This is a genomic window from Desulfovibrio sp. JY (assembly GCA_021730285.1).
Classification (GTDB): Bacteria; Desulfobacterota; Desulfovibrionia; order Desulfovibrionales; family Desulfovibrionaceae; genus Solidesulfovibrio.
Genome location: CP082962.1, coordinates 721,224 through 741,298, shown reverse-complemented (window position 1 = coordinate 741,298; position 20,075 = coordinate 721,224). Strand labels below are relative to the sequence as shown.

Below are 20,075 nucleotides of genomic sequence, written 5' to 3'. Positions count from 1 at the left end.
TGCTACGCCGCCTTTTTGGCGGCCAGCTTGACCTTGACCTTGTTGTCGCCGGTCCCCAGGGTGAGTTCCTTGACACCCTTGGAACGCAGGAGATCGCCAAAGGCTTCGCCGTCGGCCTTGCCAAACATCTCCTGCAGGGGGTCCGGCTCGGGCTCCTGGAGTTTGAGCTGGAAGGCTTGCGCGGATTCCCTCCGCGTGACCACTGTGCCATCTGAGGCCAGCGTCAACCGGCCGCCCGTGGCTTGAGCCGGCATCTCGGGCGAAACCTCGGCGAGCACGATCATGGAGTCCATGTCGTTGGGATCAGGGGTGCAGCCGAGCTTGATCTTGACGGCGCCCTTGTACTTGTCGAGCAGCCGGGACCGCATGTCATAGGCCACGGTCTGCAGGGCGTTGGCGATGGCCGACACGGTCATGCCCCGGTCGATTTCGATGAGGACCAGCAGGTCCCGGGCCTTGCAGTGCAGATCCGGCGGCAGGTTGGCCTTTTTGAGGTCGTCCAGGAGCTCGCCCATCTCGTCGGCATAGGCCGTGACCTCGGCCGTAAGCTCGGCGTTTCGGGCCAGGAGCACGTCCCGGGCCCGGGATTGTTCGGCTCGATCCATGACGCTGTCGCGCCAGTGGGCCAGGGCCACTTCGATCTCGTAGGGGACGGGAGCGTGGACGCCGGCGGCGAAGGTGGCCAGGGAGAGGTCCGGCCGAATATCCGGGGCGGCGGGGATAGCCGCCGCCGTGGATGGCTCGGCGGACAGTGTGACACGGGGAGCGGCGGTGCCGCAGGGCACCTTCTTGGCCCGGCTTGGCTTCGGCGGCACGGCGTGCAGCGGCGGGGCCTGGGGCTCGGGATGGGTCAAATCCGGTTCGGGCATAGAAATATCCTCCTTGGATTGTTGGCTTGGATGCCGGCCGGGCGGAGGGGGATTCCCGGCCGGTTCCAAACCTCGACCGGGGGAAGGTCGAGAGGGGAAACTACTTGTCCTGATTCCGCTTGCTGTGCTCCAAGCAGCGGTCACAGACGGCAATGGAATAGAGCTTATCCGCCGGGTTCGGGTTTTTGATGCTGGTCAGGTGGTCCGCCTCGGCCTTGCAGAGGTAGCAGCGCAGGGGTTCGGTCATGGTGGTAGGCTCCTTCCCGTTCAGGCGTTCTTCCCGTCCGTGGACGGGCACAGGCCGTTCTGGTCGCAGGCAGCACATTCGACGGCCGTTCGGACCACGTTGCCGGTTTTCGGACACTCAACGGTTTCAGGGAGTCCCTGGGGTGCGTCGGCCGGCTGCTCCGATGCGGTGTGCACGTCCTCGGCCTCGGGATCGGGAACAACGCCGACGGCGGCCACCATTTTCCGCCCGATCTCCAGAGCCTTGTTGCACTGGGCGGTGTTCCATGCCGTGGGCGGACCCTGCCCCTTGTCCCCCATGGTTTTGACCACGGGATCGAAGACGCCCATGCCTTCCAGTTCGGCTCTGGTGTCCGCTCGCCGCTGGTCCATCTCGGCCCGGGTGGGAACATTGCGAGATTTTCCGTTGCCGTTGCCGTTCGCTCCCGATTGCTTGGCCTGCCACTTCTCAAAGGCAGACCAGAACCCATCAAAGTTCGCGATGGCCTGGGATTTCACGTCGTCCACCGGGCATTGGTTCATGCTGGCCGTTGCCACGGTGAAGCGAGCCAGGTCGTTCATGTCTGCGCCATGCTCGTGAGCCAGACGGTCGAACTCCATGCTGGCTTGCGGCGGGTTATCGTAGACGTCGTTGGCGTCGTCACCATCTTCCTCGGGCTCTATTTCGTCCTCGCTGGTGGCGAAGAGGTTTATTTGGCTCTTGCCGGACATGGCCAAGTTCTCGGCTTCTGCAGCCATGGCCATGGCGTTGTTTTCCACGGCAAGGGGGACAAGCTTGATATGACGGCGGATGACCGTTTTCTTGGCCATTTCCACGTAGTCGGTTCCCCAGGGGCCAGAATTCTTGCCCGATTCCTTGTCGTAGGTCTTGGAACGGATGCGAATCTTCTCGATGTCATCCCTGCTCATGTAGTCGAAGGAATAGGCCCCATCTTTGTACTTAAAGACAACGTAGGCCCCTCTGAAGTCCCCGCGATCTCCTTCGGCCGGCTCATGCTCGACAGTGGCTTCGACACCGTATCGCAGGCGGAAATGGTCGTTGGTATAAACCGCCTGGGGCATGACCGTCTGGACTTCTCCAGAGCGCCGGGCCAGAGCGATATAGCCGCGATAGCCGGGGATGAGCTGCGCCTCCATCCAGCTTTCCCATTGACCATTGATCTTTTTGTTTCGCTTGTACGGGACCATATAAGCCTGACCGAGGAACGGCTCGGGCTCCAGTCCGAGTTGAGCGCATCCCATGACACATGCCACGAGGCTCTGCGGGGTGCATTTGAGCAGCGTCGGGTTGATACGAATGGCGGACATGGCCACGCGAAGCAGGCGGTCCACGGTGAGATGCTTGGGAATCGCCATCGCAAGCTTGGACTTCACATCGTGGCTCTCCAAGAGGGCCATGACCGTTTGTGCCTGGGCCGGCTGCTTCGCCGGCACGTTCTGCGGGTTTGAGGCCATGATTTACCTCCTGAACCGGGTTTCAGTGTGCTCGAAGATGCGAATGCCGGGGATGTTGCGGGCTCCATCCTTGACCGCCTGCCTGATCCTGGCTTCGCACGGCATTAGGTATTCGTGGGGGATGGCCGCATCATCCTGGATCTCGAAGCGCCATTCCGTGTGCTGGTAGGACGTCCCTTCCGCCGTGCGCACGGGGCCGGAAGCCTTGGGCACGGCCGGGGCTTCGATCTTGACCGGCTCGACATGAGCGGCCTTGGCCTCGGCATCCAGCTTGGCCTGGAGTTCCTCCGCCTGCCGGCGCGCCTCTTCCTCGGCCTTGCGCCGCTCCAGTTCCTTGCGCTGCTGGTACGCGCCGATCTTCCGCTTGAGGCCGTATTCGATGCCGACCAGCTTTTCCGAAAAGCTCTTGGCCAGGGCGTTGACGGACCGCACGAACTCGCCCGGATCGGCCACGAACCGCTTCCTGGCGTCCTCGATGGCCTTCCCGAGTTTCTTTGCCTGCAGGCCCATTTCGATGGCCCGGGTGTTTTCTTCGTCCGAGGTAATATCCACGGCCGCCGCCTGCTCTTGCATGGCGTCGATCTTGGCCATGTACGGCGCAAGAGCCGCCTTGACCGGGGCCATGTCGTAGGGGTTAACCGGTGTCGGCGCGGGTGCCGGCATCTCGAAGACGTCAGGAGCAACCGGCGGCATGCCGGGGGTCGGTTCGCGGAGTGCCGCGCCGAAGTCGATCGCTGCCATTTTCAGTTTCCTCCGTTGAAGTATTGCCAGCAGGCCAGGGCGTTGCGGAAGACGGCGAGGTCATGTGCTGCGGTGGCCGTGGACTCGTTGACGATGGGTCGGCCGGCGGATTTCTTGAGGCGCACGGACATGAGCCTGCGCACGTCGAGGCCGCGCTTTCTGGCCAGGGCTTGATAGGCGGCAAGCTGCGGGCGCCACGCTTTGGCTCTGGCTAAGGGAGTTTTGAAGTCGATCACCGACAGGAAATTGTCGCCCTGCAGGCGGCAAATCAGGTCAGGATGTCCCTGGTAGCCAGCGGCTTCGTCCACAAGCTCCTCCTCACAGAGGATGACGTCGGTCACGATGGGGGCCCATTGCTCGAAGGAGAGCACATACCCGGCGACCTCGGGCGAAACAGGCGGTGACCAAACACCGGTCAGCCGGCAAGCGCAGGCCCGATGCACCAGCGTCCCCCGTTCAGCCGCATGCGCCAACACGTCGTCCGGAACACGTGAAAAGTCGGCCCAGGGGGACAGGATGCGCGTGACCGAAGGTAGCGTCCCGCCGCTGGGCGTCATACCGCCTGCTCCCGGGGCCTCCCCATGTGCAGGCAGAAGGCGACAATGGCTAACTGCACCGTGGTGAGCCCTGCATTCGGCGCGAGACGCTTAAACTTCTCGATGTCGGCCCGGTCTTTGTCCGTGAGGCTGGCGAGTACGGCCACATGCTCGGGGGCAATGCTGGTAGGGATGGCGTTGGTGTTCATGCGGCAGACCTCCGTTCGCCCACGCTCGCCTTCGTCAGCGCCTGCCGGGAAATCCCTTCGATCTCCACGGCCAGGGATCGGCCGCTTGGGAGCTTCGCCCCGTCCGCAATGGAAGCACAGATGGCGTTGATACGGCCCATAGCCTCATGCAGATACCAGACACGGCGCACCAGCTCCGGGTTCTCGGAGCCGTCGGTGGCGTTGAGCACTTGCCGGATGTCGGAAAGGACGTTGTAGGCACCGTGCTCGACCCGGGCGAAGTCGGCTTTGAACTGCTCCGACTCCAGTGGCCGCCACTCTATGCGATAGTCCACGCCGCGCGCCGGGAGCTTCCCATGTTCACGCTGAAACCCATCACGCCAATTCTTGAAGTATTCTTCCGCCTCGGGCTCATCGGGAAATGTTGCCATGTCCTGAAATACGCCGCATGAGACATGCGTGGAGAAAACGACGGCCTGATCCGGGGTTATTTTCTGCGCTTCCATGGCCTACCTCCCTCCCCACATGCCGACCTCGGATGGCAAGCCGACATATTGACTATTGGTGCCCCAGCGCAGGGGCATAGAAATAAAAAAGGCGGCCACAACGACCGCCGCGATAATCGCCAGCCCCGCAAACGCGTGTTTGATGTCGTGCATGCCACCTCCTGAAAATATAAGGGCCGCTCTATAGAGCGACCCTAAGTGTTGCGGCCCATCCGCAGGTAGTCTTCAGCCAGCCACGACTATGGCCGGCTCGTCAGACCTATTGAGCTACGTCTATATCATCATCAGTATGAATGGGAGTTTTCGTGTGGGGCGGGACGGTTATTGTGGTCCCAGCAGGAACGATGAGGATTTCGTAGCTGTCGCCGAGTTGAGCGCGTAGAGCTGTCAGAAGTTCCCGTGTCGTGGATTTTGGAAGAGGAGCAGATGTAACGTTAATCTCTGCAGCAGGTATTTTTTGGTTAATTCCCTCGACAAGATAGGGACTTTCAGCTTCGCCTAGGATCCAGGATGGATTTACGCCATAAAGCCTGAACAATTTGATTAACCAACTATCGGGGATAACCTGCCGTCGTTTAGCGTCGGATATGCTGGACTGTTTGATGCCTAGGATATTTCCCAGTTCCGTTTGCGTTCGGCACCCCGTAATGCTTTGGATGCGTTCCATAGCTATCTCAAAATCCATGATGTCCTCGCTTTTTTGGAACCGCCCATAGGTAAACGTCGGAAAAACTCGGCTAAGGTTAAATGATGATACACGTGAGTATTGATAAGGTCGAGTTTCAACGCGATGTCCCAATTACAACAAATTCGTGTGGCACCGCGTTGAATCCCGACCGGGACCGACTCGTGCCGGCCCCGTATTACTGCCCCTGCGCTCGCTGGTCCACGCGGTTGTGCGCTCGCTCTTGCTGCGTAAGGGGCCAAGTTTTCATAGAGCCAACCTGTAAGGATTCCTTACAAGTTCAGTTCTTCAATTAGCCTTAATACCTGCCTTCCCCTCGCCTTTTGCGTCCTTCCGTCCCTTTGGGAGCGTCCCGCCTCTGGCTGGGCTCATCATCCCGGTTATCCGGCTCTTGGCGTCTGGCTTGGTTCCGGCCCGCCCACCCGTTCGCTACTGGCTCCGGCCAGATTGGCGCGGTGCGTTCGGTTCGTGGTGGGCGTCGTTGAGAAGAATAATAGCCAAACGTAGACCAAAAGCAAGGCAAAATATCTACATTTGGCAACCAAAATGCCCCAAAAAAACCCTCCGGTTGAGAGGGAGGTGGAGCAGAGGAAAAGAAAAGGCCCGCATGGTGCGGGCCAAGTTGAAGGCGCTATGTATCTAGCGCATCAGCCATAATTTTTTCCGCCGGGGTATCTTTATCGAGCAACACCAAAGAGTGGCGGCCTACGCCTCCTACTCTGTGAGTCACCTCGGACAGCGCAGCCTGTAGGGTTTTAATTGCCTCAAATTTAAGCCCAAGCGCTCCCATACTCCCATCCTCATACTCATATCGTAGCAAGAGCATCTGCAGTTCGGCGTCGATAATTGGTGCAGAAAAATTCACCACAAAAGGGACCATATGTGTTTTCTTGTCCATAACCACCTCGTATGACGACTTTTTATCCACAATGTGATAAAAATTCCGATAATAATTTACTTATCACTACGCCAAGAGCATGGGTACCTAGTAAAAATTACAGGTAGATAAGAGTAGTTTTTTGTCGAGGCATTGCATATAATAAAAATTTTTAACAATAGTGTATTATCTTACATCGAGCAACTAGAAGAATTTACAGGTTAATTTTTATAATTCCTCATTTACCCATGTGTGAAACAAGGAGGCGCGCATGGGTATAGATTATAGAATTTCCACGCATATGGAGAGGAATGGTAATAATACTGTAAATTTTAACTCTGCAGAGATAATTGAAGCCCACGTTATTCACGACGACGCAATAGAAGTCGCATATCGGTTAAGACACAAAGTTTTCGCTGAGGAATTAGGGTGGGTTCATCAGAGCAAACAAAGACTTGAGCGGGATGCCTATGATAAAGGCGCTGAACATTTCGGAGTGTTTCGTGGAGAAAAGCTTTTATCTTATCTTCGTCTTGTGTCGCCGCCTTGTTATATGCTAGACACGGATTTTTCTAATCTAGTTTCGACGAAGCATAAACTTCGCAAGATGAACGATACCAGGGAAGTCTCTCGACTTTGTGTGAGTATGGATGAACGAGACACTAAAGTGAACACAGCAATAGGATCTGTAGGGGTGTCTATGCTACTTTACCGCTGTGTTTATAGACGGTGCGTTGAGATAAACGTGCGTTATCTTTACTTGGTCGTGGAGTACAAGGTCTTTAGGTTGTTAAAAATGTTTGGCTTCCCATGCAAGTGCGTTGGTGAGCCGACGAGAATGCCAGACGGAGTCATAGCTGTTGCAGCGATAATGGACTGGAGAGAATTTGAAGATACAAACGAGCGGAAGCGTCCTGATTTTATGGTTTGGTTCAATCAATATCGAGTACACCAAGATGTGTTGCCACCGCAACAGCCTGTGCTCTATTTACAACATCCAACTTTTTCATAATATTATAGATGTGAAAGTTAACTGTACCTGCGCTTATTTTTAATATAACAGAAATTTCCCATGTGCTTTTTCCATTCTTTAACCAGTGTAACACTTCTTTTTCACGGGGTGTTAGTATGCTACTGTTGTGTTGAATTCTATGCGCTTCGATTAGACGGGAGGATGCTAAATGTAGATGTGGAATTAGTGCTTCTAGGATCGGAGCTATTTTAGGATCATATTTTTTAAAATTTCCAGAAAATGAGTAAAGACTTGCCTTGTCACAAGGTCCAAAAGGTCTTGACCCGAATGTATACCCATGGTGTATGTTAAAATCTGATGCTAGCAATAAAAACTGTCGTGATGGTTGAGTTTTTTTGTATGTGTGATCCCAGTATTGAGGTTGAAATGTGGTGAAATTATTTTTGACAATCACATCCACACTGCTAAATTTTTTTTCTTTATATAGCAGTAGCCACTCTTCTGGATAGTTAATGTTTATTAATTCGTACGCGATAACGTTACTTTTTTTGTCTAATTCGGCAAGTCCAGAGGTAGATAGGTCGAAGGGGAGGATATCCTTTATCCTTTCGAATATACTATAATACTCTTTTTCTGAATTACAATAAAGGCATTCGTACGATATTTCTAGCAATACAAGTAGATCGCTATGGGAGATTTGAGAAAAATACTTAGACTTATTATGGCGCATGGTCTTCTAACCACAAAATCATGCCTACTTTTATTTGTAGTTGATCGTATTTTCAGTTTGAAGCTTGCACCAGATCATTAATAGTTGGCTGAGTGCGCCCGATGCCGCTTCCAATTCTCCATATAGAGTCGGGCTAACCCTTTGTCGTTGATGATAAGCAGATTTTCCGCGTTCTTCTCCTCAGCCGCCTTCGTAAAGTTGAAGCTCCCCGTCACCACCTTGTCTCCGTCGATCACCATGACCTTATTGTGCGCGATGGCGTGGGCCGCATCAATCCAAACTGGGATGCCCTCGTTCCGAAGAAAAGTAGCTCCGGTGTAGGTCGCCGCCCGCTGGCTCTTGTCCAGAATTGCTTCCACCTTCACTCCGCGCCGGGCTGCATCCATCAGGGCCTTGGCGATGGGTGCTGACGTAAAGCTATAGGCCTGGATGTTGATAGACTCCTTGGCCTGCCCTATGGCGTCTACAATGGCCTGTTGAGCGCCGCCATTGGGGCTGAAATAGACACTGACAGACGTATCGTGAAGAGTTATATCGTATGCGAATAAGCTGGTCTGAAATAAGAAAAGCGCACAAAATGCAATAAAAAGATTTCTCATAGAAGTTTTACAACAGTATAAAATTTCGTGTTCTGATTTATAATTCCTTGCCAGCCCACAAGACCCGTCCTATTATTGCAAACCCGTCCTCTTCCCCTGCCTTTATTTTTACATCCTGGTAATCTCTTGCCCTGTTATCTCCCATAAACAATAATTCACCAACACCCTGTCTAAATCTCTTAATGTAAATTTCTTCACCTTTTCTAATTACGTAGACACGCCCATCTTGTGGTCCTTCTCCCGCTATTCCTTCATCTACTAAAACAATATCTCCATCCTCAACTGTTGGGCTCATAGAATCGCCGGCGACGGCCATAACTCGTAACCGTTCTGGGCTTGTCCTAGTTCTGCGCCCGAGCCATTCTCGACGGAATGCAAGACACCCTTCGGTCTCACCGCTGGTCTCAAGGGATCCTCCCCCGGCGGCGGGACGCGCCAAGGCGCGAGGGATGAAGGCATATTCATCCCCTTTACTTAATTCCCTCGGGACAACGGTTAACCCAGCGGCGTCGGCAATCCGCCCGATCGACTCGAGCCAGGTCGACCGTTCCTCGTCAATAATTCTCGTGACCGTGCTGGTATGCGCTCCAGCGGACTTCGCCAATCGCGAGGGCTTGTTGTCAAATCTTTCACTGACAACGCTTTTAAGCCCTAAAATAAAATCTTCGTAGAATCCCATTTGGGTAATCAACATTTTATAGTCCCCATTTGGCAACTAGTCTTTTGGCAAACTCGCCTTGACTTTCTGTCTACGTTTGGCGACCATCGGGCTATGAACCTCGCACAAGATTTCAACACATTTTTCCAGGAAACGGGGTGGAACCCTTACCGCCTCGCCAAGGCCGCAGGGATCAAGGTGGAAATCATCACCCGTGTCCAGAAAGGTAAGCGTCAGGGGGTGCATTCCAACACTCTCGAAAAGCTCTGGCCTTACCTCTACGGGGACCGCCGCCCACCATTGCGGGCTAAGCCCAAGCCCGACTCCTGCACACGTCTCGAATCTTCCGCCCCCCCCGGGGAGGCTGCGTGATGGCTCGTCATCCGCTGCCCTGCCACTGCGTCCTCTGCGGCGGCGATCCGCCAGGGGTGCGAATCGTCCACACGCTCATCATCTGCCGGCCCTGCCTGGAGCTTCCCGGCAGTAGCTACCCGGACACGTGCTCGTATTGCCACCAGGAAGCCGTCTGCCATCACTGGCCGAGCCTGCGCGGGGCTGGCGGCCTACCCATTTGTGAAACGTGCCGAGCCAAATTTCTGGCTCAAATGAATGAAGCCGCGGCCTAACAGCGAAGGAAGCCATCATGCCCAACGACACGCGCGCGCCCGAATGGCAAATCCTCGATGTTCTCAAGCAAGTTCTCTCCGAGCTTCAAGCCATCCGGGGCCTACTGGAAAAGCAGCAGGCCCATTCCGAAGATATTTCTACTCAGGTTCAATCTTACGCAAAACAAGTAAATAACTACTCGTCGAGAATTGAAGCGCAACATCATCAAGAGTAGATCGTAAAATTGTATGGGGAGCCATGGAAACAAGTTTCCATCCATCGCGTAAGAAAATATCTAAGGCCAAAGGAAGAGGAAATTTTCCTTCTTTAAATGGAACGACGAATTGTGTTTCTTCAAATGTTGCCAAAACTTCCATGTGGTTCGATTTCATATCTCGCTTCTCCTCTCGGATTGGGTTTGAGTCGCACCGATTCAATACTGAGGGGAGGGGCGGAAATAAAGAGTACTCTATGAAAAACTTCGCACAATTCGACACCCCGGCCAATGTCGGCTGCGCGCTGTGGGCGCTTATTCTGGACCTGTTGTCTTCCCAGCCCCCGCGCTTGGAGCTCCCGGCCCTGCCATCGGCAACGCTTGCCGCCACTGGATGCCGCATCGCCCGCCGAACCGGGACAGCGCATAGCGGATCATCTCGTCCTTGGCCCATACAACCGGCGTCCCAGCTGGAAATGTTCGGCGGCGCCAGATGACAAAAGCCATGCCGACAACCCGCAGCGTGAGCTTCAATGCATTATCCCGCGTGCGTGTTTTCGCCGACACGTGCAGGTGCAGCATCTCCACGTCAGGCATCGGAGCCGTACGGGGCCGGCATGTCGCAACGGGACCACGGCAGGTGGCGGATAGCATCCTGCAAAGAGGGCAGCGCTGTCGCTTCGATACTGAGGCAGGAATGGTTTCCCGATTCGCTGACGAAGCGAAGCAAGGCCACGCCTTGGTCTATGTCAAAAATAGGATCCAAAAACTTCGACACGACAACCCCAGGTGGCGGGGTGGTCAGCCTTTGGAGGCCGGCCAACACCTGATGCATGGTACCCATGGCGCTCACAGGGAAACGAAGGCCGACATACCCTTGCGGTGTTTCGGCTTGGACGAAAACCTCGTGATCGTTTTCGGCAATAAGATCATCGAACCGAAGGATTTTTAATTCTTTCACCGTCATCCTCTGGAGGTAGTTATGGGTTTGTTTAGTAAGTTTTCCCGCAAGAAGGATGAAACAATAAATTTGGACATCATTCCCGAAGTGGAGATTGAGGATGTGGCCACAATAGAAATGCCGCACGGTTCATTTCGTCGCAAAACGATTGCTGAAGAGCGTGTCCGAGTCACCCTCACCATGAAAAAATCCACCTTCGAGTCGTTGCGTCGTTTTTGCAACGAAGTTGATGCAAACGCCTCGCAAGCTCTACGGTCCGGTTTCAGATTCGCAGAGCAGCCATTCCGTAAGAATCCTCGGTTGGTAAAAGATTTCGACGAATAACGGAGCGGGGGCAATCCCGTTTTATCAAAAGAAAAGTTCAGAGGAAGCAAAGAGATGGCGATGGCGAGTATGAACCCAAAAAGGTCGAGTGCAGGCTGGCACGGCGTTTCGTGTGGGAGCCGCGTTCAGTCGTTCGGCAAGGGAGCCTTTTCGATTTCCCTGCACCGTGCACAGGACTTCAGCGCGTGGCTCAGGTAGGGGCGTGAAATGGACTGGTTCCGCTGGTATCACGAATCCTGCACAGACCCGAAGTTTCGGGTGGTGGCTAAAAAGGCCGCCAAGGACGTCGAGGGCATCCGCGTCTCGGACGTGCTGGCTGTGTGGGCGATGATGCTTGAAAGGGCCAGCTCAAGCGAGCCGCGAGGATCATTCGCCGGATTCGACAGCGAGGCTGCTGACGCGGCTTTTGACCTTCCTGAAGGGGGCGCGGCTGCCATCCTCCTCGCACTCGCGGCAAAGGACCTCACCAAAGGGGACAGGATCGCCAATTGGGATAAGCGGCAGCCCAAGCGAGAGCGCGAAGACAACAGTGCCTCCCGGGTTAAGGCTTTTCGTGAAAGGAAAAAGCAAGAAAGTAAGGCGAGTTGCGATAATGTAACGCCATGTAACGCCACGCAACGCCAGGAAACACCTAGATTAGATAAGAGAAGAGAAGAATTAAATAACAGGGTGTCCCCCCTACCCCCCAGAGGGGGGCAAGAGCAGCCTGTTTTGCCTCCGTCCCCCGAGGATGACCCGGACGCCCAGCCGGGCACCGAGATTTCCAGCCTCAACGATTGCGCCATCGAGTTTCAGGACCTCGCGGTGGCTTACCAGCAGGCCGGAGGAAACGTGGACGTGGTGCCGGCCTACAAGGCCTATCAGGCCATACGCCACGGGTTTCCCTTGGCCAGGGTCGTGGATGACTTGGAGCAGCGCAAAGATTGCGATCAGTGGCGACGCGGGAGGATCAAAAAGCTCTCGAACTACTTGATCGACAGGGAGTGGCTGAACCCCATTCCGACGGCCCGGGCCAGCCCTTCCCGCGACCCGACCACGCCACGGACCTACCGGGAATGTCAGGATGCCGAACGCCGCCAGGAGGCAGAGCGCTTGAGAGCAGGGAGGATGCAGCATGAACAGACTGGATTGGGCAATGATCCGCACCGCACTGGGGGAATGCAACATGCGGCTCTCCCCGCATCTGCGGCTCCTGCCGACCGAACTTGACGGGTGTGCGGATATTTTGGCTAAGGACCTCGCCCCATGGACGAACCGACGTTTTCTGGCGGCCGTTGATGAGCATCGCCGGCGCTCGAATTTTGTCCCGACCACCCGTGATTTGATCGTGGCCGATCAGGTCGCTCCGAGTGCCGATCCTGAGCGCATCCCACTTCCCACCGGTGAGGAGGAGTTACAGGAGCAAGTTGCGACAAACCTCGCCGGTGTCCGGCGCATCCTGGACGAGATTTGTCGCGGGAAAAGGGTGTCGGCGTGACCCGCCCTTGCGACGACAACCCCGGCATCCGTTGCGCCACTGGCGGCGTGTGCCGTGGCCGGTTGTACTGGGAGGGGAAGGCAGAGAAGCCGAAACAGCTCTCCCAGGTTCCCGAATGCAAATGGCCCGGCCGAGCGTGGGAATGCGTCAGGCTGGATAATCTCGATCAAACCAGTAACCCGGCCTAGGCCGGCAGGAGGAACGACACATGGAAGACCATCTGAAAGCAGCGGTTGAAATCGTGACCGCCCAGGCGAGCGCCCGGCCGATGACCGAAGACGAAATCACCTCGATGATCAAGAACGTGGCCGCCGGCATCCAAGCCGCAGCCGATGGCCACACGACGGGGAACGGCGATGGATACGAAGGCATGCTGCCGCCCGCCATCGACCCCAAGAAGGCCCTCAAGGAACGCAGCGTCACCTGCCTGGAGTGCGGCAAGTCGTTCAAGGTGATCACCAAAAAGCACCTGGCCACCCATGGCACCACGCCCGAGGAATATCGGGAGAAATACGGCTACAAGAAGGGCACGGCCCTGGTCTCCAAGGAGCTCCAGCGGGAGCGCCGTAAAAAAATGAAGGACATGCGGCTGTGGGAGCGTCGGCAGAAGCCGGAAGCCGAGGCGAAATAGTCATATGCCCGGGGCGCGCGTTGACATCTCAGAGATTCGAGAAGCCGGCGGGCTCAAGCCGTGGCTTGATCGGGAACTGGCCAAGGGCGGCGCGCGCCCTCTCTCACTTGTTGCAAAACATGCAACGGCTACGAAGAGGACGAAGCCAGCCAAGCGGTCCGAACATGAGGAGCAGGCCCTTGTCATCGCCCGGGCCGAAGCGTTGGCCCCGAGCGTGCCGGCGCTTCGAATGCTGTTTGCCATCCCGAACGGGGGGAAAAGAGCCAGGAAAACGGCTGGTGAGCTTAAGGCTGAGGGTGTGAAAGCTGGGGTGTCAGACCTGTTCTTGTCTGTGGCATGCGGCGGCTATCATGGCTTGTACGTCGAGATGAAGGCGCAAGGAGGCCGTGCAAGTGATGCGCAAAAAGAATGGATCGAGGCGGCGAGAGGACACGGCTACCGTGCTGAGGTTTGCGTCGGAGCAGACGCGGCGTGGGACATCATCTGCGAATATTTGGGATTTAAGGGGTGAGTTGGTGAGCCAAGGAGGGGAAATTCTGTCCACATGGAAGGTAATTGCAGACAGGGTCGGCCTTTCCGAGAACACAATCAGGAAGCTCATTCGGGAAGAAGGATTCCCCGTCCAGTACCTCGGGCGGACACCTGTTACCACCATGGACCAAGTCGTCACGTGGCTTGATCGTCGTCTTGCGCGGCAAAAAACAACCTGCTTACACACAATCATCAGCTAATTGTCAGCGGTCATTGTTTTGTGTATTTTCTGGGGGTTGGAGGCGCTGGATATGGCAAGAAACATTGTGCAATTCCAGAAGGGTATGAGCGAAGATGCGTTTGAGGCGCAATTCGGCACCGAGGAGAAATGCTGGGCACACCTCGTGCAATGGCGTTGGCCCGAAGGATTCGTTTGTCCAATTTGCGGCAGGGATAAGTACTCGCTGCTTATTGTTGGCAGGCGACGGCTCTTTCAGTGCTCACATTGCCGTACGCAGACTTCGGTGACCGCTGGCACAATCTTCGCTTCCACCAAAGTTCCCCTCAAGAAGTGGTTCCGCGCCATTTATCACCTCACTCAAAGCAAGGGCGGCATCTCCAGTGTCGAATTAGCCCGCAGACTTGGTGTCACGCAAACGACGGCCTGGAAAATGTCTCACAAGCTGATGCAGGTCATGCTCGAACGTGAACACCAGCAACGTCTCACCGGCCGCGTAGAGATGGACGATGCTTACCTTGGCGGTAAACGACGTGGTGGGAAACGTGGACGTGGTGCCCCAGGAAAAATTCCGTTTATTGCGGCAGTTGAAACGACAAAAAGTGGACAACCACACAAGATGAAGCTGTGCCGAGTCAAAGGTTTTCGGCGTAATGAGGTGCAGCGGGCATCTCAGAAAATCTTGCGTTCCGGGACATTGGTGGTGACGGACCGGTTGCCATGTTTTTCCGAGGTCCAGGCTGCGGGCTGTCGGCACGAACCCGTTCAAGACAGTGGCCGCAAGGCTGTGCAGGACTCAGTATTTAAGTGGGTCAACACCATGCTTGGCAATGTGAAGTCAGCATTATTGGGAACATATCGTGCCGTGAGAGGCAAACATGTGTCGCGCTATCTGGCCTCGTTCGGATATCGATTCAATCGCCGTTATGACTTGGCGACAATGCTCACGCGGTTGGCCTGGGTCTCCTTGCGGACGCCGCCCATGCCTTACAGACTGCTCAAACTGGCTGAGGATTGTGCGTAACCAGGAAAAACAAAAACCTGTCAATAGCCTTTCTTGCCATTCTAAGCCTCACCAGACCGCACCAGACCGCAAATTAGAGAATGCCCTTTCCTTGGGGTTACGCTTCGGCCGTATTCACTTGGCTTGCCCGTTAGGGAGCTGAGACTGGGAAGCCTCAACCTACAACCCAAGGATTTTGGCACATGGGAAGCGTTATTAAAAGTGGCACCCCTGGCTGGATCAAAAAGAATCTTCCGGCGTTTGGCGTCGGCAATCTGCACAACCCGCTGACCCTGGACCGGCTGGAAGAGGATGACGCCTGCCTGTCCCAGGCTCTTATCGATCTGCACGTCCTGCATCACTATCCGCTGATCCATACGACCGGGTACACCATGCCGGTCGTGGCCGCGGCGGATCAGGTCACCCTGTGCGACAATGTCGTTTTTGCCGTCGGCGGGGTGGTTTTTGATACCCACGACCAGTCGCGCACCTTTGTGATTCCGGATCATGCGACGGTGTTTTTGCGGGTGGGCGTCGCCTCCGATTGCGGCGCTCTGGTCCCGGCCACCTGCACCACGGACGGCAACATCACGCCCCTTGGCCGCACCACGACCTGCGCGTTTACGCTGGTCACAGGGGCGGAAACCGACGTCGAAGGCCAGGGCGGCGGCGCGTCCAGCCCGACCAGCATGCGCATTTTCAAAGCGGTCAAAGGCGCGGCCGGCAGTGTGCCTACCGTGACCTGTTATGCCAACGACGGCCATTGCGTCAGCGGCACGGATCAGCCCGTCACGCCTCCCACGCCCACTTTTGTGGTGACCCCGGGCCAGTATGACCGGGATAGCGTCTGGGCGGCCAAACCGATGGCCGTGCCTGCTGACCGCTACACCCTGCTTTCGCCCGAGCAGCTGCTCGTCAATGTGGGTGGTTTTGGACTGTATACGGGGACCCAACAGGCCTTGGATCTTTCCCTGGCTGCGACCTGGGACACGACCTCCGAGACCGATTACACCGTGGCCGCCAACCGGGCCGGCAAGGATTTCTACGTCTACGCCTGCTACAACTCCGGCGATCTGAAGTTCCTTGTCTCGGCCAACGCGACCTATCCGACCGGCTATACGCCGACGACTTCGCGCAAGATCGGCGGCTTCCATTGTCTGTGTCTGTCCGTCGGCACCATTGCCGACCATGCCCTGAGCGACTACCTGACCGGCGATATTCTGCCGGCCTCTGTCTGGGATCTGAAACACCGCCCCGTCTCCGCTCCTGAAGGCATGGTCTACGTGGAGGGCATCGACAAGTGGGTGGACATCTACCTGACGTCGGTTGCGGGCGATACGTTGGTGTCGGCCTACAACGCCACCTGTGCGGATGGGGCCTCTTCGCCTATCTTCCATTGGTATAAGTTTTCGCAATGGTTTGGCGCGACCAAGAAACGGATGCTGACGCAAACGGAGTTTGTGGCCGCCAGCCTGGGCAGCAACCAGGGCACCAATATTGCTGGCTCGGCCGACCCCGGCACCACAGGTGCCCAGTCTGATACGGCCGGTATCCGCATGATTTCCCATGTCGGTTGCGAAGACTGCTGTGGCAACCTCTGGCAGTGGGGAACGGAAGCAGGGGGGGGCGCCTCCGCCGCTGCCTGGGTCAATGCGTATGACAGCAACGATGCGCATGTGGCCGGACATCATTACCAAGCCCCGAACCGTGTGTTTTTTGGTGGCGCTTGGTTCCATGGGGTGTCTTGCGGCTCTCGGAGTTCGGTTTGGTCGACAAGCCCGCTGTTTTTGGATCCGAGATACGGCGCGCGAGGCGGTGCAAACAACAGGACCACAGCCGACTAGGCCAGGGCGCTGCCCTGGACCCGCCGGGGGGCATAATACCCCCCGGCCCCCCTTGCCCGAAAGGCAAGCAGGCTCTCGGGATGTCCCGTTTTCGGGGGCGTTTGGGAGGGTCCGGGAGGGGGTTACCCCCTCCCGGCCGCCGGAGGCAGAGAGTCCTTTTTTTACAGCCCCAATTGACCACAACCAACGAGGAGTCTCCCCATGAAAGGTTTTCCGAAAATCATCAATTCGCGTCAGGATGTCCTGCACTTGCTGGCCGATCCGGCCACCAAGCCCGCCATGCTCGCCAAACTGCAGACCCTGCTGGATGAACGCTACAACTGGGTGTTGCAGGGGAAGCTTGACATCAACGCCACGGCTCCGGCCGAAGCCGGCACCAAGATTGTGGACGTGAAAAACGACGATGGCGTCGTCTCCGAACGCTACCTGTACAAGTGGATGATCGCGCCCAATAGCGCGCTGGCCCGGCTTGGCATCACAGCCGCCGAAGCCGTGGCCTCCGGCTGCGTGGACAATGTGATTCCCACCCCGGCTGCGTAAACAAGACATAAAAAATGGCCCGCCCCACCCGAGACCATAAACGCGGTGCGTGGCGGGCCACCCTATGAAGAGCCAGACATGTCAAAGGGGCCTGGGAAGTAGAGGAGTACCGGGGGTAGGGCGTGAAGCTACTTCTTATCGGTGCAGCTGAAATAGCCGCTGCCATCGGCGAGAATCGCCACGACATCCCGATGTTGGTCGACCGTCTTGGCCTGCCGGCCTGGAAAAGTGGGGCGGGGAAGGGGACCTGGCGCGCTCGGCCAGTCGATCTTGACGCTTGGTTGGAGCGACAGCGCGACGCCCGATGCCCCAATCATTGCTTAGTGGCGCCCCAGGATTCGGCAACGGTTGCCCCCAGTCTCAGGCCATAACGGGTGGCCGCCTCTTCGAACTCACGGTCTGTTTCCAGTTTTCGAAGTAGGATTCGCCTCCCTTCCTCTTCGCCGAATTGTTCCAAGCAGTTGAACACATAAGCTTTCAATTCTGCCTCAGACATTCGTTTCCCTCCTCTTGTTTCGCCCTGATGTCGGTAGGGCTAGATCCTGTCAATACCCAAATGTTGGTCAATGATGGCCCCCGGATGGCCAATGTTGGTCAATCCTGAACTCCCCAAAAAACCGGGGGTAGGCTGACCCATCCGCCCAGACTCGGGCGAGGGAGGGCAGCCATGGATCATGCCGACATCCTCAGGGATTTTCCGCTCGGGGTGTCCCTGCTCAAGGCCGAGGAGGGGTACAGGGACAAGCCCTACAAGTGTCCCGCTGGGCATTGGACCATCGGATATGGGTTCAATCTCGAAGCGCATGGCATCTCCAACGACGAATTCAAAAACTGGGAATGGGACCGCGAGAAAGCCCAGGTCATGCTTCTGGACGAACTCGCGGACATCATTGCCGTTCTCGACAGCCGCTTCCCGGCCTGGCGCGAAAAGCTCGATGGCACACGGGAAGCCGTCGTCCTCTCGTCGTTCTACCAGCTTGGCGTCAACGGTGCCCTCGCCTTCAAGAACACCATCGCCATGGTCCAGGCCGGCGATTGGGAAGGGGCGGCCCAGGGCATCATGGCGTCCCGGTGGGCCAGACAGGACCCGGAGCGCGCGCAACGCAACGCCGACGCCATGCGCACCGGCAAACTCCCGGAGGTGGTGCGCGGTGTCAAAATTTTCCCTCCTGAAGCGGTTGAGGTCGTTAATGCAGCACCTGTTCAACCCGCGCCACGTGTGGTGCAGGCTGAAGGATTGCGGTTTCAGCAATCCGACAGCGGACCGGTGGGCGGCCAAGTGGGAGCGGGTGTACCGGGCCTTGGGGCTCTGATTTCCGACATCTCCAAACGCCTCGGCAAGTCTCCGGCCGCCTATGGTGCAACCGGCCTTTTCACGATGCTGGTGGGGAACGTCCGCTTGAAGGTGGACTTGTGGTTTTTCGACCATCTCTACCACTTCGAAGATGCCGGTACTCTCGCGGCGCTGCTCGTTATGGGCCTGATTACGTGGGGGCTCGCTCGTCGTCCCGGCTCGATCGTGGAGGGCAAGCCCAATGCGTAAGGCGCTCTTCGCTCTGCTCATTGTCTCCGCTCTGACCATGGCCGCATGTGCCAACCTGTCCACGTCCGGGGCCGGTCCATCCTCCGCCGGCCTCGGGCCGGATAGGCTCGAGGTCCCCGAATCCACGTCCACGCTGCCCGAGCGCATCAAATCGGGCGTTTCCTGGCTGTGGTCCTGCGTCGTGGCCCTGCGCGCCATGGGCGTGGGGGCTGACTCTTTGTCCGAGCTGACCGCCACCATCACGGACATTTCCCGGCTGGCCCACGGCGGCGACCTGGATGCGGCCCGGGAGCTTTTCAGCAAGGCATGGAGCATGGCCGTTGCGCTCAAAGGGGGCAAGGCGTGATGGACCTGCAGACGTATCCCACCGTGCGGCCCAAGCTTGTTTCCGGTCATGTCGTGACCTTCGAAGGCTCGGACGTGCTGTCCCGGGCCATTCGCTTTTTCGCCCCGGGCGGATCGCACACGGCCATGGTGCTGCGCCTCGCCGACTGCGCGGACACGGTCTTTCTCATCGAGGCATTGGAGCACGGGCCGACGCTGACCCGCATGTCGCGCCGTATCAGCAATTATAACGGCCTCGTGCACATCCAGATGCCGGACCTGTCCCGCATGCAGCAACGGGCCGTCACAGCCATGGCGTTGCGGCTCCTCGGGGCCCGTGTCGGCTATGACTACCCGTCCTTACTCCGGAATGCCCGCCGCAGAGTCGCGCTCAACATGAAACGCGGGTTCTGCTCCGAGACGGCGCAATACCTGCTGACCATGGCTGGCGTGATGTCGCCCAGGGCCGAGGCCATGACCCCCGGAGAACTGCGGCAGGCGCTTGGGCATGAGGTGACTTTGGCCGCCTACACGGCCGATTGCGAATCTGTCGAAGTTGGGGGCGTCGCATGAGTGACCTGGATGTCGAACGGCTGGCCGACGCCCTGGCCGAGAAGCTCCAGGACGGGAAGTGCGGTCAGCAGGCCGCATGCTGTGCGAAGTGCAGTCTTACTCCGGAGGAGCATGCCGAGCAGCACCGTGCCATGTCCGGTGCGCTCAAAATGCGGTCGGTGGTGGTGGTCAAGATACTGGAATGGGGCGCCGTCGCCATCGTTGCGTGGGTCGCCATGCGGATGGGGTGGGTCGGCACTCCCCGACCGTAGCAGCAACGCCAA

Annotated in this window: 31 protein-coding genes; 15 read left to right on the top strand and 16 right to left on the bottom strand. The window is 57.1% G+C overall.

Annotation, left to right across the window (positions count from 1 at the left end; genetic code table 11):
* Nucleotides 1–2: 2 nt before the first annotated feature.
* From K9F62_03275 to K9F62_03230, 10 genes are all read right to left on the bottom strand, one after another.
* On the bottom strand, nt 3–869 hold the full coding sequence (locus K9F62_03275; GenBank protein ID UJX41737.1) for a hypothetical protein: 867 nt from the start codon (nt 867–869) through the stop codon (nt 3–5).
* Nucleotides 870–969: 100 nt separating this feature from the next.
* A complete protein-coding gene (locus K9F62_03270; protein ID UJX41736.1) occupies nt 970–1,116 on the bottom strand; it encodes a hypothetical protein in 147 nt (48 codons plus the stop codon).
* 20 nt (nt 1,117–1,136) lie between these two features.
* A complete protein-coding gene (locus K9F62_03265; GenBank protein ID UJX41735.1) occupies nt 1,137–2,570 on the bottom strand; it encodes a recombinase RecT in 1,434 nt (477 codons plus the stop codon).
* A gap of 3 nt (nt 2,571–2,573) precedes the next feature.
* The gene (locus K9F62_03260; GenBank protein UJX41734.1) at nt 2,574–3,311 is read right to left on the bottom strand and encodes a hypothetical protein; all 738 of its coding nucleotides are present in this window, start codon (nt 3,309–3,311) and stop codon (nt 2,574–2,576) included.
* A gap of 2 nt (nt 3,312–3,313) precedes the next feature.
* Nucleotides 3,314–3,868, bottom strand: a complete 555-nt coding sequence (locus tag K9F62_03255; protein UJX41733.1) for a PD-(D/E)XK nuclease family protein — start codon at nt 3,866–3,868, stop codon at nt 3,314–3,316.
* Entirely contained in the window at nt 3,865–4,056 is a 192-nt protein-coding gene (locus tag K9F62_03250; protein UJX41732.1) for a hypothetical protein, read from the bottom strand. Before K9F62_03250 ends, K9F62_03255 begins: the two co-directional genes overlap by 4 nt.
* Nucleotides 4,053–4,541 (bottom strand): hypothetical protein, encoded by a 489-nt coding sequence (locus tag K9F62_03245; protein ID UJX41731.1) that lies wholly within the window; start codon nt 4,539–4,541, stop codon nt 4,053–4,055. Before K9F62_03245 ends, K9F62_03250 begins: the two co-directional genes overlap by 4 nt.
* A 3-nt stretch (nt 4,542–4,544) precedes the next feature.
* Nucleotides 4,545–4,694 carry a hypothetical protein gene (locus K9F62_03240; protein ID UJX41730.1) on the bottom strand — a complete coding sequence of 50 codons (150 nt, stop codon included), beginning with the start codon at nt 4,692–4,694 and terminating at the stop codon, nt 4,545–4,547.
* Between the two features lie 106 nt (nt 4,695–4,800).
* Entirely contained in the window at nt 4,801–5,226 is a 426-nt protein-coding gene (locus K9F62_03235) for a helix-turn-helix domain containing protein (protein ID UJX41729.1), read from the bottom strand.
* A gap of 631 nt (nt 5,227–5,857) precedes the next feature.
* Nucleotides 5,858–6,124, bottom strand: coding sequence for a hypothetical protein (locus K9F62_03230; GenBank protein ID UJX41728.1), 267 nt, complete (start codon nt 6,122–6,124; stop codon nt 5,858–5,860).
* A gap of 250 nt (nt 6,125–6,374) precedes the next feature.
* On the opposite strand from K9F62_03230, the gene K9F62_03225 reads away from it, so the two are divergent.
* Nucleotides 6,375–7,115, top strand: a complete 741-nt coding sequence (locus tag K9F62_03225) for a GNAT family N-acetyltransferase (protein ID UJX41727.1) — start codon at nt 6,375–6,377, stop codon at nt 7,113–7,115.
* On the opposite strand, the gene K9F62_03220 is transcribed toward K9F62_03225, so the two are convergent.
* The 3 genes from K9F62_03220 to K9F62_03210 form a co-directional block, all read right to left on the bottom strand.
* Entirely contained in the window at nt 7,036–7,806 is a 771-nt protein-coding gene (locus K9F62_03220; GenBank protein ID UJX41726.1) for a LuxR family transcriptional regulator, read from the bottom strand. The genes K9F62_03225 and K9F62_03220 overlap by 80 nt on opposite strands.
* Before the next feature lie 77 nt (nt 7,807–7,883).
* On the bottom strand, nt 7,884–8,405 hold the full coding sequence (locus K9F62_03215; protein ID UJX41725.1) for a phospholipase D family protein: 522 nt from the start codon (nt 8,403–8,405) through the stop codon (nt 7,884–7,886).
* 37 nt (nt 8,406–8,442) lie between these two features.
* Nucleotides 8,443–9,099, bottom strand: coding sequence for a S24 family peptidase (locus K9F62_03210; protein ID UJX41724.1), 657 nt, complete (start codon nt 9,097–9,099; stop codon nt 8,443–8,445).
* A gap of 335 nt (nt 9,100–9,434) precedes the next feature.
* On the opposite strand from K9F62_03210, the gene K9F62_03205 reads away from it, so the two are divergent.
* Nucleotides 9,435–9,689 (top strand): hypothetical protein, encoded by a 255-nt coding sequence (locus tag K9F62_03205; GenBank protein UJX41723.1) that lies wholly within the window; start codon nt 9,435–9,437, stop codon nt 9,687–9,689.
* A 17-nt stretch (nt 9,690–9,706) separates the two neighbouring features.
* A complete protein-coding gene (locus K9F62_03200) occupies nt 9,707–9,904 on the top strand; it encodes a hypothetical protein (protein ID UJX41722.1) in 198 nt (65 codons plus the stop codon).
* A gap of 294 nt (nt 9,905–10,198) precedes the next feature.
* Here the strand turns inward: K9F62_03200 and K9F62_03195 are convergent, their stop codons facing one another.
* A complete protein-coding gene (locus tag K9F62_03195; protein UJX41721.1) occupies nt 10,199–10,471 on the bottom strand; it encodes a hypothetical protein in 273 nt (90 codons plus the stop codon).
* A gap of 1 nt (nt 10,472) precedes the next feature.
* Nucleotides 10,473–10,844 (bottom strand): hypothetical protein, encoded by a 372-nt coding sequence (locus tag K9F62_03190; protein UJX41720.1) that lies wholly within the window; start codon nt 10,842–10,844, stop codon nt 10,473–10,475.
* 21 nt (nt 10,845–10,865) lie between these two features.
* On the opposite strand from K9F62_03190, the gene K9F62_03185 reads away from it, so the two are divergent.
* The 8 genes from K9F62_03185 (at nt 10,866) to K9F62_03150 (ending at nt 17,372) form a co-directional block, all read left to right on the top strand.
* The gene (locus K9F62_03185; protein UJX41719.1) at nt 10,866–11,168 is read left to right on the top strand and encodes a hypothetical protein; all 303 of its coding nucleotides are present in this window, start codon (nt 10,866–10,868) and stop codon (nt 11,166–11,168) included.
* A gap of 207 nt (nt 11,169–11,375) precedes the next feature.
* On the top strand, nt 11,376–12,377 hold the full coding sequence (locus K9F62_03180; GenBank protein UJX41718.1) for a hypothetical protein: 1,002 nt from the start codon (nt 11,376–11,378) through the stop codon (nt 12,375–12,377).
* Nucleotides 12,334–12,645 carry a hypothetical protein gene (locus tag K9F62_03175; protein UJX41717.1) on the top strand — a complete coding sequence of 104 codons (312 nt, stop codon included), beginning with the start codon at nt 12,334–12,336 and terminating at the stop codon, nt 12,643–12,645. The genes K9F62_03180 and K9F62_03175 overlap by 44 nt, the downstream gene beginning before the upstream one ends.
* A gap of 208 nt (nt 12,646–12,853) precedes the next feature.
* On the top strand, nt 12,854–13,276 hold the full coding sequence (locus K9F62_03170) for a MucR family transcriptional regulator (GenBank protein UJX41716.1): 423 nt from the start codon (nt 12,854–12,856) through the stop codon (nt 13,274–13,276).
* A gap of 4 nt (nt 13,277–13,280) precedes the next feature.
* On the top strand, nt 13,281–13,787 hold the full coding sequence (locus K9F62_03165; protein UJX41715.1) for a VRR-NUC domain-containing protein: 507 nt from the start codon (nt 13,281–13,283) through the stop codon (nt 13,785–13,787).
* Between the two features lie 271 nt (nt 13,788–14,058).
* The gene (locus tag K9F62_03160) at nt 14,059–15,009 is read left to right on the top strand and encodes an IS1595 family transposase (GenBank protein UJX41714.1); all 951 of its coding nucleotides are present in this window, start codon (nt 14,059–14,061) and stop codon (nt 15,007–15,009) included.
* A gap of 182 nt (nt 15,010–15,191) precedes the next feature.
* Nucleotides 15,192–16,832, top strand: coding sequence for a hypothetical protein (locus K9F62_03155; protein ID UJX41713.1), 1,641 nt, complete (start codon nt 15,192–15,194; stop codon nt 16,830–16,832).
* A gap of 201 nt (nt 16,833–17,033) precedes the next feature.
* Nucleotides 17,034–17,372, top strand: coding sequence for a hypothetical protein (locus tag K9F62_03150; GenBank protein UJX41712.1), 339 nt, complete (start codon nt 17,034–17,036; stop codon nt 17,370–17,372).
* A 313-nt stretch (nt 17,373–17,685) separates the two neighbouring features.
* On the opposite strand, the gene K9F62_03145 is transcribed toward K9F62_03150, so the two are convergent.
* Nucleotides 17,686–17,868, bottom strand: a complete 183-nt coding sequence (locus K9F62_03145) for a hypothetical protein (GenBank protein ID UJX41711.1) — start codon at nt 17,866–17,868, stop codon at nt 17,686–17,688.
* A gap of 171 nt (nt 17,869–18,039) precedes the next feature.
* On the opposite strand from K9F62_03145, the gene K9F62_03140 reads away from it, so the two are divergent.
* The 4 genes from K9F62_03140 to K9F62_03125 are packed head-to-tail and all read left to right on the top strand — an operon-like array spanning nt 18,040 to nt 20,063.
* Entirely contained in the window at nt 18,040–18,915 is an 876-nt protein-coding gene (locus K9F62_03140; GenBank protein ID UJX41710.1) for a glycoside hydrolase family protein, read from the top strand.
* Complete coding sequence (locus K9F62_03135; protein UJX41709.1) at nt 18,908–19,261, top strand: hypothetical protein; 354 nt, start codon at nt 18,908–18,910, stop codon at nt 19,259–19,261. Before K9F62_03140 ends, K9F62_03135 begins: the two co-directional genes overlap by 8 nt.
* Complete coding sequence (locus K9F62_03130; GenBank protein UJX41708.1) at nt 19,261–19,812, top strand: hypothetical protein; 552 nt, start codon at nt 19,261–19,263, stop codon at nt 19,810–19,812. Before K9F62_03135 ends, K9F62_03130 begins: the two co-directional genes overlap by 1 nt.
* A complete protein-coding gene (locus tag K9F62_03125; GenBank protein UJX41707.1) occupies nt 19,809–20,063 on the top strand; it encodes a hypothetical protein in 255 nt (84 codons plus the stop codon). Before K9F62_03130 ends, K9F62_03125 begins: the two co-directional genes overlap by 4 nt.
* The last annotated feature ends 12 nt before the right edge of the window (nt 20,064–20,075 follow it).